The organism is Buchnera aphidicola (Meitanaphis elongallis) (assembly GCA_039830015.1).
GTDB classification, from domain to species: domain Bacteria; phylum Pseudomonadota; class Gammaproteobacteria; order Enterobacterales; family Enterobacteriaceae; genus Buchnera_B; species Buchnera_B aphidicola_AU.
The window spans coordinates 133,308-147,131 of record CP140033.1; the positions used below are offsets into that span (position 1 = coordinate 133,308).

Sequence of the window (13,824 nt, forward strand, 5' to 3'; positions counted from 1 at the left end):
AATGGAATTTAGTGAAAAATGGTTACGAGAATGGGTGAATCTTCCTGATATCAGTATATATTCATTATGTGATCAAATTACGAAATTAGGAATAGAAGTAGAAAAGATTACTAACGTTTCCAGTATATGTACTGATTTAATTGTAGGAGAAATAATTGAATGTTCTGAACATGATAGTTTTATTAAACTACTATTAGTAAAGGTTCACGTTGGTAATAATGAATATATTAATGTTATATCAAGAAATGTAAATTTTATTCTAGGTATGAAAGTAGTTGTAGCGACTAAAAATTCTAAATTGTTTAATTATGAATTTATTAATTTTATAAAATGGAAAGGAATAGAATATAATGGAATTATTTGTTTTTGTGAAGACATTGGAATAATGAATTTTGATAAGGACATTATTACACTACCAATGTATGCTACTGCAGGTTCTGATGTAAGTAAATATTTGTCTTTAGATGATAATATTATTAAAATTAGTAGTACTCCTAATCGATCAGATGCATTGAGCATATTAGGTATAGCGCGAGATCTTGCAGCATGGAATAATATGGTTTTACCATGTTTAAAAAGATATTCAAATTTAATAGACAGTTCAAAAAAATTGGAGATATCGATTAATATTCCAGATATATGTTTTCGTTTTTTTGGAAGAATTATAAGCAATATTAATGCAAAAAAAAACACTCCTTTTTGGATGTTAGAAAGACTTAGACGTTCTTCTATAGAGTCTTCTAACATTGTTGTTAATATCATTAATTATATATTAATAGAATTAGGACAACCGTTGTATATTATTGATTTAAATAGTATTTCTAGTAGGATTTTTATAAGACGATCTTGTAAAGGTGAAAGTTTTGTAGATCATAATAATGAAAGTGTTTTTATTGATGATGATGTAATAGTTGTTTCGGATAAAAAAAAGATATTGGCATTAGGTGGACATGTTAATTCTTATGTTTCTCAAATAAATGAGAATTCAAAAGATTTGTTTTTAGGGTGTGGATCTTATAATAATTTTGATATTTTTAATAGATCTTTTAAATATGGATGCAAAAATATTTTTACAGAACGTTATGACAGAGGAATCGATTTCAGTATTCAATATGAAGTTATGGAATATGCTACTTATTTAATTTTAAAGTTATGTCATGGTGAGGTAAGTGATATTGTAACAAAAGTTAGAAATAAAGGAATGTTTGATAAAAAAATTATTAAATTGTATCGAAAAAAATTGTATAATATTGTTGGATATGTGATTAGTGATAAATTAGTAGTGTTTAATTTGAAAAAACTAGGTTTCGAAATAATGGAAAATGATCAGTATTGGTCAATCATATCTCCTAGTTGGAGATTTGATATTAGTATTGAAGAAGATATTATTAGCGAATTATTACGTATTATAGGATATAATAATGTTGTTTCTGTTCCTATGCCAATGCGTTCTAACGTATTACATGATGATAGAGTATATACTTCACTAAACAGGGCTAAGCTTTTTTTGGTTGATAGAGGATATCATGAAGTAATTACTTATGGATTTGTTGATCCTGATTTTCAAAAGTTGTTATTTCCTAATGTTGTGCCTTTGCGTTTATCTAATCCTATTTCTAAGGAAATGTCATCTATGAGGGTATCTTTATGGATGGGTTTATTGTCGAGTGTTATTTATAATCAAAATAGACAAGAGAACCGTTTGCGTTTATTTGAAAGTGGATTATGTTTTGTACAGAATTCAACAGAAAATTTAGGGATAAAACAGGTTCTATGTTTATCTGGAATACTAAGTGGATATAATAATGAACTTCATTGGGATGTATTAGATAGAGAAGTTGATTTCTATGATTTAAAAGGTGATGTAGAATCTATTATGGATTTATTGGGAAAATTACATTTAGTAACATTTAAAAAAATTAATGCATCAGGATTGCATTTAGGTCAAAGTGTTTCTATTTGTTACAAAAATAAAATGGTTGGTACTATAGGCACTATAAACCCTAGTTTAGAAAAAATATTAAATTTGAAATATAAAACGGTTATTTTTGAGTTGATATGGAGCGATATAGCTTCTTCGTTTACTTATTCAAAAGTTCGAGATATTTCTGTATATCCTAGGAGTACAAGAGATATTTCTATAATTGTAAAAGAAGCTATTTCTGCAGGAGATATTATTATTGAATGTAAAAAATTTTCTTTTGGAAAAGTTATTGCAGTACATTTGTTTGATATCTTTCGTGGAAATACGATAGGTATTGGAAAAAAGAGTTTAGCATTACGTTTTACCTTTGAAAATAGAGAGAGGACTTTGACAGAACCAGAAATTTCAGAAATTCTAAAAAAATGTATTAAAATGTTGGAATTAAAGTTTGATGCAGTATTAAGACATAAGTTTGTACATTAAGTTAGAAGTTTTTAATAGTTTAAAAATATTAATAGCTTTTAAATATTAATAGATTTATTATTAAAATTTTAATGTATTGAATAAAATATTTTTAAAATTGATGTAAATAATTTTAGATATTTATGTAACTATTTTATAAAATTTTTATATAAATTAACATTTTAGTTTAGGTTTAGTTTTTATGATTTCAGGTCAATTGTATTTTTTATAGTTATAATAGTTTTATTCAAATTTTACGTATAATTAATAGTTATTTTTTATAAATATGTACGTATTTTATTAGAATTGATGTGTTATGTTTAGTTTAAAGATGTTTTTATTACTAGAATCGTAATATGGAGTAAGATCTCGTGAACTTTTTAATATCTGAAGTATTTGCTGCGAGTAGTAGTATTCAGCAAAATAGTATATATTCGTTATTATTTATGGTCTTATTTTTTTTGTCAGCTTTTTATTTTGTGATCTTTCGTCCTCAAAAGAAAAGAGCTAATGAACATAAGGCGTTAATTAGATCTTTATCTAAAGGTGATGAAGTACTGACTACTAGTGGTTTTGTAGGCAAAGTAAAGAGAATTACTAAAATAGGATATGTTTTATTGGAGTTGAACAACAATATTGAAGTATTGATAAAGAACGATTATATTTCACTAATTTTACCGAAGAATACTCTGAAAAATATTTAGTGTTGTTAAAATTATGTATAAAAGGAATTTTTAATATATGTTCACTCGTCTTATGTTATTTAAATTATTTACAATGGTAATTATATTATTGTTAGGATTAATTTATGCGTATCCTAGTTTATGTAATAATACTTTGTCGATAGAGATACATTATAAAGAAGATGACGATAACATGTTTAAAAAATATGAGTTAAATTTGTTTAATATTTTAAAAGATAAAAAGATTAATTATGTTGCTTTACGGATTAAAAAAAGAAGTATATTTTTATATTTTGACCGGATAGATAAGCAATTAAAAACATTTGAAGAATTAAAAAAAATATTATTAGATAAAAAGAATACAATTTCTCTCTCTCTTAATACAGATTATCCTAAATTATTTAAGATCTTTGGTGCTAAACCTATGCGTTTAGGGTTAGATTTGCAAGGTGGAACTCATTTTTTGTTAAAAGTAGATACTAGCTATATATTAAACAAGTATCAATCTAATATAGTGAAGTATTTTGAGCAGTATATGTCTAAAAATAATTATGTAGATATAAATATTAAAAAAATAAAAAATTATGGTATACAACTTGATTCTAAAAATATTTTTATATTAGACAAAATACAACATGAAACTGTTTTACCGCGTTCTCATTTAATTTTTTTTCGCGATTCCAAAAACGTATTGCGTGTCAATTATAGTAATGAATATAAAAAATCTATAATTCAATTAGCCATTGAAAAGAACATATATATATTAAAGAATCGTATATACCAATTAGGTATTGCAGAACCTGTGATTCAGCAACAAAATTCTAATTGTATTATTGTAGAATTGCCTGGGTTTAAAGATAGTGCTCAAGTAAAAGAGATTCTTAGTACTAATGCAACAATAGAATTTCATTTAGTTGATACTCGACAAGATGTTGGTTCTATTAAAAATAATAATGTCCCACGTGGTTTTAAATTATATCGGATTAATAGGTTTAATTCAATATTATTGTATAACAATGCGTTTATTACAGGAGAACATATCATAGATTCTAATTATGTAATGAATGATTTTAATCGAGTTGAAGTTAATGTTAAATTAGATCGTTTTGGTGGTAATATTATGTCTAATTTTACTAGACAAAATATAGGAGAATATATAGCTATATTATTCGTAGAATATGTCAAGGATAAAATGACATTTGATAGTAAAAATATATTGTTAAAAAAGAAAGAAAGTATTATTAATATAGCTAGAATTAATTCAATTTTAGATAATTCATTTTCTATTGTCGGAATACACGATATCTCTGAAGCAAAAAAATTGTCTATTTTGCTCAAAACAGGATCTTTTATAGCTCCTGTAATGATTGTAGAAGAAAACATTATTGGCCCTTCTATTGGAAAAGAAAACGTAAAAAGTGGGATATTAAGTTGTATAGTAAGTATTGTTTTGTGTATATTAATAATGATATTACGTTATAAAAAGTCTGGAGTGATTATTTCTATTGCGTTGATTGCTAATTTATTGTTGATCATTGCAATAATGTCTATACTACCAGGAATAGTATTAACTATGCCAGGAATAGCTAGTATATTACTAACATTAGCGTGTTCTATTGATGCTAACGTATTAATTAATGAACGTATAAGAGAGGAAATAAATAATCATTTATGTATACGTGAGGCAGTTCGTAAAGGTTATCTTCAAGCGTATTTTAGTATACTTGATGCGAATGTAGCTATGTTAATTATATCTATAGTTTTGTATATTTTTGGTACGGATATCATAAGAAATTTTGCTATAACTACTATAGTAGGGATTTTTACTTCGCTTTTTAGTTCTTTATTTATTACTCGTACTATAATTCAAACGTTTTATCCTAAAAATAAAATTAATAATTTTTCTGTATAGGGATGAATTTGTGTCTTATGTATATAATATAAATGTATTGAATGAAAAAAAAACGATTTACGACTTTATGAGTTTTAATAATGTTTCTTTTTGTATATCAATGATATGTGTATTACTTTCAATAATTAGTATTTCGATGTTAGGATTCAATTGGAATATTGATTTTACTGGTGGTTTTCTAGTTAAAGTACATTGCAATATGATGATAGAAGTTGACAAAATAATTAATGCTTTTAAAGGTATGGGAATAAGGAACGTTCAAGTAAATTATTTTGGAGGAATTAATGACGTTATTGTGCGTGTTCCTGATTTATTTACTTTATCTATTTTAGATTTTTCTCATAAAGTTATTTTAGCTTTTCATAAGTGCTTGATGTTTAAATCTGAAATCACTTCTATTGAATATGTCGGTCCTAGTGCAGATAATGATTTGTTAAACATGTTTTTTTGTTCCTTATTTTTAGCTTTGTTGTTTATTTCTATTTATATTATTTTTAGATTTTCATGGAATTTGTCTATTGGAATTATACTTTCATTGTTTCATGATTTATTGTTGACCTTGGGTTGTATTTCTGTTTTTAGGATAGAAGTTAGTCCTATTATTATAGTTTCTTTATTATCTATTGTAGGATATTCTTTAAATGATAGTATTGTAGTATCAGATCGTATTCGTGAAAATACTGTTAAATTTAAAGATTTATTATTTGTTGATATTTTAAATTTTTCTTTAACTCAAGTATATAGTAGAACATTAATGACTTCAGCTACTACATTTTCAGTAGCAGCAATATTGTATTATTTTGGAAATGAAATTATTAAAAATTTTTCTTTGACTATGATGATTGGTATATTTGTTGGAACATTGTCTTCTATTTATATTTCTTCATCATTTTCACTTCAATTTTTCGAAATGATAAATGGAAAACAAAATCGTAATACTTAAATTTAACATAAATACGAAAAATCAGTAATTTTTAGAAATAAATTTTGTATATTTTTTAATATAGTTAATCTATTAATTTTAATAGATATATTTTTATCTTTTATTTTAATTTTTTTAAAAAAATTGTAAACTGGTTCATTTAAATTATATAGTTCGAATAGTATAGATTTATAGTCTCTTTTTAAATAAAAATTTTGTATTTTTTTCTCTATATATTTTAGTAATGAAACTGTATTTTGCTCTTCTATTTCTGTTAGAAATGCATCATTTATTCTATCGTATAATATTTCTTTAGATGATGTTAGTATATTGGATATACGTTTATAAAGTATAATTAGTGATTTAAAAATGTTGGAATTGTACATGTTAGTAATAGTTTGTATACGGAGATCTAAATCAATTAAGTTTGTAATATCGCATGCTAGTACAGATTTTATTATAGAAGAGTTATATTTTTGTTTCACATATATGAAATAAAGTTTTTCCAAAATGAACTTTTTTAATGTTTGTATTATATTATTACGTTCGTTTATAAAGTTATACGTATTTAGTGATTTTTTTAGTAGTTTTAATAAATCAATTGATATTTTTTTTGTTAAAATAATTCGAATTATTCCAATAGCTAATCTTCTTAAAGAAAATGGATCTTTATCTCCAGAAGTAGAATTTTTTTTAATGATAAATAATCCTACTAACGTATCTACTTTGTCTACTAATGATAAAGAATAAGCGATAGAATTTGATGGAATAATATCTTTAGAAAATTTGGGAGAATAGTGTTTTTTTATAGCTTTTGCTACGTTTTTTGGTTCTCCATCATATAAAGCATAGTACATGCCTATTGTTCCTTGCATTTCAGGAAATTCAAATACCATATCAGTTATTAAATCACATTTACATAAATGTGTCGCTCGGAGACAGTCATTTAGATTAGCCTTAGTAAATTGTGTTATCCAAGAAATTAATTTTTTCATTCTATTTACTTTTTCATAAAGGGATCCTAAAGAGTTCTGAAAAATAACTTTTTTTAATAATGGTTGATATTCATTTAATGATATCTTTCGATCTTTTTTGAAAAAAAATTGGGCATCAAAAAATCTAGAATTTAATATTTTTTTGTTTCCAACGATAATATTTTTGGGACATGTTGATTCAATGTTGGAGATGACAATAAAATTGTTTGTAAGTTTTTTACTGTTTAAATCGTATACAGCAAAATGTTTTTGTTGGTTTTCTATAATATATATTAATATTTCATGTGGTAGGTTAAGAAATTTTTCGTCAAAATTTGATAAAAGCATAACAGGCCATTCTACTAATGAAGTTATTTCTTCTAATAATGAATCTTTTATGTTTAGGTATCCTCCAATAGAATCAACGATTTTTTGAGATTCTTTTATAATTTTATTTTTTCGAACAGTGTAATCAGCAATAACTTTTCCATGTTGCAATAATATTTTTGGATATGTATTTGCATGAGGAATGTTAATTATATTTTTTTTCATAAATATATGTCCAAAAAGTAATCTATTAGTCTGTAATCCTAATATTTTTTTTTGTATTAAATTTTTGTCTAATAACATTATTATATTTCGAATTGGTCTAGAAAATTGCGCATTGTTTGTATTCCATTTCATAGAATTAGGAATAGAAATGTTTTTAATAGAAGAAATAGATGTTTCTGCTAGTATTTGTTCAATGGTCTGACTTTCAATGAAGTGTTCGTAACATAACCATTCTCTTGTTTTCTCTTGTATACGAAATGTTTGATTTATTTCAATTTTTAGTTTTTTCATCCAGCATTGGGTAGCTTGAGTTAAATTTCCTAAATGATCAAATGCTTTTGGAATAGAAGGTCCTTTGTATCTTTTTTTATGTTTTTTTATTGTTATGTGTACTTTCTCTATTTTTATAGCTATTCGTCTTGGTGTAGCAAACCATAATATTTCATCATATTTTACACGATGTTTGACTAATTCGGCTATTACGTTATTTTTCCAAGACTCAGCTATAGTTCGTAGTGACTTCGCAGGTAGTTCTTCAGTTCCAATTTCTATCAAAAATGTTTTATTCATATGTAGTTATAGCCTTGTTTAAATTTTTATATGGAAAGAAAGTTTATTTTTTTAGATTATAATATTTTTGAGCGATTCTCTTTATAATAGTACGAATATATAAAATATGTTGTTGACGTTCGGTAATAGACAACGTTCTTTTTGCATCTAACAAGTTAAAGTAATGTATTCCGTATAATACATGTTCGTATGCTGGTAGTAGTAAGGGAATGTTTAATGTTATTATTTTTTTTGCTTCTCTTATATGTGTTTGGAATAAATTAAAACAAACATCAACATTAGAATATTCAAAATTATAAATAGAATGTTCTAGTTCATTTTTTAGAAATAAATCTCCATAAGTAACATTTTTGTTATCATTACTCCACACAATATCATATACATTATTTTTTTTTTGTATATGAAGTGCTATTCGTTCTAAGCCGTATGTTATTTCAGTAGAGATTGGATCACAGTTAATTCCTCCCATTTGTTGAAAATAAGTAAATTGTGTGATTTCCATACCGTTGATCCATACTTCCCAACCTTGCCCGCATGCTCCTAATGTTGTATTTTCCCAGTTGTCTTCTATAAAGCGTATATCGTTAGCTTTTAAGTCTATATTTAAAGCTTGTAATGATTTTAAATATAAGCTTTGAATATTTTCTGGAGAAGGTTTAATAACTACTTGAAATTGATAATAGTGTTGTAATCTGTTAGGATTTTTTCCGTATCTTCCATCAGATGGTCTTCTTGATGCTTGAACATATGCAATGGAAGTTGGTTCAGGGCCTATTGCTCCAAAAAACGTTTGATGATGAAAAGTTCCAGCTCCGATAGGAATGTCTAATGGTTGAATAACTATACAATTTTGATTGTACCAATAGTTTTTTAATTCTAAAATTATTTGAGTGAATGTTGCTAAATGATTCATTTTTTACCTAATCGTGTTATTTAAAGGAAAATAATTTTATGACGGATTGTTTAAAATTTTAATAGAACAATTTTTTGTGATGATAGTAAACTATAAAAGTTTTATGGTTTATAAATGACACTTATTGTATAAAAGTTAATTTTAAGTAAATTATTAATAAAATAGTGAGATTATAATAAAACAATTATTTTCTGAATCAAAATTTTAAGTTTTAAATAATTTTATTAATTTTATTTTTAGATAACATAGTAACAAGTTTGTGTGAATGATATATAAAATTATAAAAACGTTTTAAGTACATATATTACTTGTTTAATATATTTTTAATTTTTAACATTTAGTTTAGATTTTATCAAAATAATATGTGTAAAATAAAATTTTATACATATTATTTTTATATAAATTTGTAGCATATTTTTAATACAAATATTATTGATGTGACTTTTTTAAAAATATTGCTTTGGTTTAAGATGAATGAATGAAATATTATGTAGGAACAATAATGAGATATATAGGAACTCATGTTAGTATATTAGGAGGTTTAGATCAAGCAGTTATTAGGGCAAAAAAATTGAAAGCTACTGCTTTTGCATTATTTGTTAATAATCCTTTGAGGTGGATGAAAGCAGAATTAAAAGATAAGCATATTTTGAAATTTAGATCTGCATGTAGAAATTTTAGTTATCATTCTAAACAAATTTTGCCTCATAGTGGTTATTTAATAAATTTAGGTCATCCTCTTGATGAATGTTTAAACAAATCTAGATTATCTTTTATTAGTGAAATAATAAGATGTCATAAACTAGGACTAGAATTTTTAAATTTTCATCCTGGTAGTCATTTGAACAAAATTACTGAAAAACAGTGTTTAGATAGGATTGCTGATTCTATTAATTTAGCATTAGAAAAAACTATTCGAGTAAAGTTAGTAATAGAAAATACAGCTGGACAAGGGACAAATGTAGGTTATTCTTTTGAGCATTTAATGTTTGTTATTGATAGAATAAAAGATAAAGCTCGTATTGGAGTTTGTTTAGATACATGTCATTTGTTTTCTTCTGGATATGATTTGCGTACAATATCGTCGTGTGAGAAAACTTTTCAGCGTTTTGATGATATTATAGGATTTAACTACTTGTGTGGAATGCATTTTAACGATTCTAGAACAGTATTTAATAGTCGTATTGATAGACATCATAATTTAGGTAAAGGAAATATTGGGAAATTAGCGTTTAATTGGATTGTTAAAAACGTCAATTGCAGAAATTTTCCAATTATATTGGAAACTACAGATAAAACTTTATGGGCACAAGAAATTGACTGGCTAAAATCTTTATAAAGTGTAAGTATGTTTTATAGAAATTTTTATACGAAATATAGAATTTGTAAACATGGTTGTAGATGCAAGAATATTGTTTTTATTATTATTTTTTATATTTAACTAAATAAGTCGAAAATAAATGATTACTATTGATGTAATTAAACGTAAAACAGAAGGTAAGAGTGCTAGTCGTCGTTTGCGTTTACAGAATAAATTTCCTGCTGTGATATATTGTAATACAGGGTCTAATATTTGTATAGAATTGGATCATAATATGATTGCAAACATTGTGCTAAATCTTGATATTTATCAAGAAGAATTATTTTTTACAATAGATAATGTAAAATATAAAGTGAAAGTAAAGTCAATACAAAGACATGTATTTAAACCAAAAATTATGCATATGGATTTTTTTCAAATATAATAACTATACTAAATATCGGCACATAAAATATAATTAATTAAAATATTAATAGTAATATTAGTAATTTAAAATTTAACACGTTTTTGTGCCGATATTAAATTAATATTCATAATGTATTAAATTATAACAGTAAATATATGATAGTGAAAATTTGTGGCGATAATAAAGTTTTCTAAAATAGTTTATGAGTTATAATTATTTGTGGATAACGATATAAAATAAGTATATTAATTATCCCGAGTATTAAACTTAATATAGATAAGAATACTAAACGTTTCGTACTAAAAAATTTTTTTGTATCAGTGTTATTATTTTTCTTTTCTTTTAATGCCGTCCAAATCAGCCATAAGCTTAACCAAAGCAATATAATAATACTAAAGATTAATAATTTAAAATATGGATTATTTTTAATCGATGTAGTAGTGATTGCTATTCCTGTAATAATTCCTGGAAAAAAATATATGGGTGGCCATAATATGCATCCAAAGATCGTAGAAGAAAAAAATTTTTTTAAAGATAAATTTAACATGCCACAAACCATGGGAATCAATGGTCTAGTAGGTCCTATAAATTTTCCTACTAGTATTGTTATAGCAGCGTAGTTGTTTAAAGTGTTCTTTATTTTTTTTAAGATTTGTTGGTTTTTTTTTAATAAATAAAAATTATTTAAAGTATTTTTAAATTTCCAACCAAGATAATATGAAACTATGTCTCCACATATGCATCCAATAGATCCAGCTGCCCAAGCTGAATAAAAATTTAATATTCCGTTTCCAATTAATGTGCCTAATGCAGTCATAAGTATAATTCCAGGAAGAAATAAACCTACTAATGCTAAGGATTCTAAAAATGCTACTATTGTTATTATAGGCAATAAATAAAAAATAGATTGTGTTATTAAATATAAAAACCAGTTTTCCATATTTTCTCGTTTATTTTTTATAAAAGATTAAATGATGATAAAACTTATTAGAATGTGAATAATGTTTAGAAATCTTAGAAAAGTATTGTATAAATGTTATAATATTTAAGTGATAATTAAGATATTTTTATTGATTAGCATGATTTCATTGTAAGATTTTTTATGTATTTTATGAATTAATATTGTAATTCTTCATATACTGTAGTTTATATTAATGAAAACATTTTAGAATTTTTAAGTAGCTTTATGTATATAATATTATAAAACTATTTATAATCTCAAGCATTTATTATACAAATATTTTTAGTATAGAAAATCAATATTGTATTAAAGTAAAACAATATAATTTTATATAAATGTATGATGTTTTTAAAAAATAGGCATTAATAGGTTTTAGTAACAATTATAATAGAACAAACCAATTGATTTACAATATTTTAAAATTATGTTAAAATCTAGAGTTCTTTATTTTAATATAAATTAATTATATGTAATTATTTATTATTTATATTTTGTAATGTACAGTATCTTAGAATACAAATAAATATGATTAAGTTAGAGCATGATAAAATATATTGCAAAAAAAAGATTAGGTCAAAATTTTTTAATAGATAGTGATGTTATTAATAATATTATTAGTAGCATTAATCCTAAAAAAACGGACATAATGATAGAGATTGGATCTGGGTTAGGTGCTTTAACACATTATATTTATAAATTTTTGAATAAATTATTTTTAATAGAGTATGATAGTGATTTAGTTGCTCGATTGCGTTTGTCTTATCAAAATATTGATAAGATAACAATTTTTTCGAAAAACGTTTTAGAATTTAATTTTGTACATATAGAACAGAAATTTTATGATTCTATACGAATTTTTGGGAATTTACCTTATAATATTTCGGTAGCAATATTATTATATCTTTTTAAATATAACAACATTGTTGATATGCATTTTATGTTTCAAAAAGAAGTAGCAAATAGATTATTAGCTTCTCCAGGTACAAAAAATTATGGTAGATTGAGCATCATATCTCAATATTTTTGTAAGATGATACGTTTATTTGATATTAATCCTACATCTTTTAAACCTATTCCCAAAGTTAGTTCTACTTTTTTAAGATTAGTTCCTTATAAAAGTAGGAAATATTATGTGAAAAATATAAAGAATTTGAGTAAAGTGACTTCTTTGGCTTTTGGTCAAAGAAGAAAAATTGTAAGACATAGTTTATCTTCATTATTTAGTGAGAATGTTTTAATTGCTCTTGGTATTGATCCTATGTTGCGTGCTGAAAATATATCGATAATGCAATATTGTAAGTTATCAAATTTTATTGGTTCACAAGATGATTAATAGTTTATAATGATATAGAAATTTTTGTCATAAGATATTTTCGGATAAAACAAAAAATATGAGTACATATTTTGTTGGTGACGTTCATGGTTGTTATAACGAATTGATGAAATTATTAGAAAAGGTATCTTTTAATGAAAAATTAGATCATTTGTGGTTAACTGGAGATTTAGTAAATAGGGGACCTAAGTCTATTGAAGTTATGCGATTTGTTTCTTCTTTAGGCGTGAATGCACACGTAGTTTTAGGTAATCATGATCTTAATTTAATTGCTATTTATGCAAATATAAAACATAAAAAATTTAAAAACGATATTATTTCAAATATATTAGATGCTAAAGACATTGATTTTTTAATTAATTGGCTACGACAGCAGCCTATATTGCAGGTAGATGAAACGAGAAAGATTATTATGGTTCATGCTGGAGTTCATCCTTTTTGGAGTATTAACACAGCTAGAATTTATGCTAGAAAATTAGAATCTATTTTATGTAATAGAAATTATGCTGTATTATTTGAGAGTATATTTAACAATAATATTGTAAAATATATTAATAATTCGTTTCAAGAATTAGATTGTTTAAGTTTTAGTTTGAATGTATTTACAAGAATGAGATATTGTTATTGCGATGGTATGTTGGATATGAAGCATAAACAATCACCTGTTATTAATATGTTTCCTATGTTACCCTGGTTTGCAATAAAAAATAATAATTTAAAAAATTATTCTATATTTTTTGGTCATTGGGCTTCTTTAAAAAATAATATTACTCCTTCTAAAATTGTTTCTTTAGATACTGGATGTTGTTGGGGTGGAAAATTGAGTATGTTTTGTTTAGAAGATAACGAATGGTTTTATCAAAAATCTGAGATATGTGTTTGACAAGAAAT

The 13,824-nt window shown here is 24.4% G+C and carries 11 protein-coding genes; 8 read left to right on the plus strand and 3 right to left on the minus strand.

Annotated features, from left to right (window positions below; genetic code table 11):
- The first annotated feature begins 1 nt into the window (after position 1).
- The 4 genes from pheT (at position 2) to secF (ending at position 5,924) form a co-directional block, all read left to right on the plus strand.
- Complete coding sequence (pheT, locus tag U0T58_00595) at positions 2 to 2,407, plus strand: phenylalanine--tRNA ligase subunit beta (GenBank protein ID XBC42404.1); 2,406 nt, start codon at positions 2 to 4, stop codon at positions 2,405 to 2,407.
- 350 nt (positions 2,408 to 2,757) lie between these two features.
- On the plus strand, positions 2,758 to 3,090 hold the full coding sequence (gene yajC, locus U0T58_00600) for a preprotein translocase subunit YajC (GenBank protein ID XBC42405.1): 333 nt from the start codon (positions 2,758 to 2,760) through the stop codon (positions 3,088 to 3,090).
- Positions 3,091 to 3,127: 37 nt separating this feature from the next.
- On the plus strand, positions 3,128 to 4,981 hold the full coding sequence (gene secD, locus U0T58_00605) for a protein translocase subunit SecD (GenBank protein ID XBC42406.1): 1,854 nt from the start codon (positions 3,128 to 3,130) through the stop codon (positions 4,979 to 4,981).
- Positions 4,982 to 4,991: 10 nt separating this feature from the next.
- Positions 4,992 to 5,924, plus strand: coding sequence for a protein translocase subunit SecF (gene secF / locus U0T58_00610; protein XBC42407.1), 933 nt, complete (start codon positions 4,992 to 4,994; stop codon positions 5,922 to 5,924).
- A gap of 2 nt (positions 5,925 to 5,926) precedes the next feature.
- Here the strand turns inward: secF and glyS are convergent, their stop codons facing one another.
- Positions 5,927 to 7,999, minus strand: coding sequence for a glycine--tRNA ligase subunit beta (glyS, locus tag U0T58_00615; protein ID XBC42408.1), 2,073 nt, complete (start codon positions 7,997 to 7,999; stop codon positions 5,927 to 5,929).
- Between the two features lie 43 nt (positions 8,000 to 8,042).
- Positions 8,043 to 8,912, minus strand: coding sequence for a glycine--tRNA ligase subunit alpha (gene glyQ / locus U0T58_00620; protein XBC42409.1), 870 nt, complete (start codon positions 8,910 to 8,912; stop codon positions 8,043 to 8,045).
- Between the two features lie 502 nt (positions 8,913 to 9,414).
- Between glyQ and nfo the strand changes: the two genes are divergently transcribed.
- Complete coding sequence (gene nfo, locus U0T58_00625; GenBank protein XBC42538.1) at positions 9,415 to 10,251, plus strand: deoxyribonuclease IV; 837 nt, start codon at positions 9,415 to 9,417, stop codon at positions 10,249 to 10,251.
- A 121-nt stretch (positions 10,252 to 10,372) separates the two neighbouring features.
- The gene (rplY, locus tag U0T58_00630) at positions 10,373 to 10,657 is read left to right on the plus strand and encodes a 50S ribosomal protein L25 (protein ID XBC42410.1); all 285 of its coding nucleotides are present in this window, start codon (positions 10,373 to 10,375) and stop codon (positions 10,655 to 10,657) included.
- Between the two features lie 172 nt (positions 10,658 to 10,829).
- On the opposite strand, the gene U0T58_00635 is transcribed toward rplY, so the two are convergent.
- Positions 10,830 to 11,579 carry a DedA family protein gene (locus U0T58_00635; protein ID XBC42411.1) on the minus strand — a complete coding sequence of 250 codons (750 nt, stop codon included), beginning with the start codon at positions 11,577 to 11,579 and terminating at the stop codon, positions 10,830 to 10,832.
- Positions 11,580 to 12,141: 562 nt separating this feature from the next.
- On the opposite strand from U0T58_00635, the gene rsmA reads away from it, so the two are divergent.
- Both rsmA and U0T58_00645 read left to right on the plus strand, forming a co-directional pair.
- Entirely contained in the window at positions 12,142 to 12,933 is a 792-nt protein-coding gene (gene rsmA / locus U0T58_00640) for a 16S rRNA (adenine(1518)-N(6)/adenine(1519)-N(6))-dimethyltransferase RsmA (protein XBC42412.1), read from the plus strand.
- Positions 12,934 to 12,991: 58 nt separating this feature from the next.
- A complete protein-coding gene (locus U0T58_00645; GenBank protein XBC42413.1) occupies positions 12,992 to 13,816 on the plus strand; it encodes a symmetrical bis(5'-nucleosyl)-tetraphosphatase in 825 nt (274 codons plus the stop codon).
- The last annotated feature ends 8 nt before the right edge of the window (positions 13,817 to 13,824 follow it).

Excerpts from the sequence above, each read along its gene's own strand:
- pheT (XBC42404.1), top strand. The coding sequence starts at position 2 with ATGGAATTTAGTGAAAAATGGTTACGAGAATGGGTGAATCTTCCTGAT.
- secD (XBC42406.1), top strand. The coding sequence starts at position 3,128 with ATGTTCACTCGTCTTATGTTATTTAAATTATTTACAATGGTAATTATA.
- glyS (XBC42408.1), bottom strand. The coding sequence starts at position 7,999 with ATGAATAAAACATTTTTGATAGAAATTGGAACTGAAGAACTACCTGCG.
- glyQ (XBC42409.1), bottom strand. The coding sequence starts at position 8,912 with ATGAATCATTTAGCAACATTCACTCAAATAATTTTAGAATTAAAAAAC.
- nfo (XBC42538.1), top strand. The coding sequence starts at position 9,415 with ATGAGATATATAGGAACTCATGTTAGTATATTAGGAGGTTTAGATCAA.
- rplY (XBC42410.1), top strand. The coding sequence starts at position 10,373 with ATGATTACTATTGATGTAATTAAACGTAAAACAGAAGGTAAGAGTGCT.
- U0T58_00635 (XBC42411.1), bottom strand. The coding sequence starts at position 11,579 with ATGGAAAACTGGTTTTTATATTTAATAACACAATCTATTTTTTATTTA.
- rsmA (XBC42412.1), top strand. The coding sequence starts at position 12,142 with ATGATAAAATATATTGCAAAAAAAAGATTAGGTCAAAATTTTTTAATA.
- U0T58_00645 (XBC42413.1), top strand. The coding sequence starts at position 12,992 with ATGAGTACATATTTTGTTGGTGACGTTCATGGTTGTTATAACGAATTG.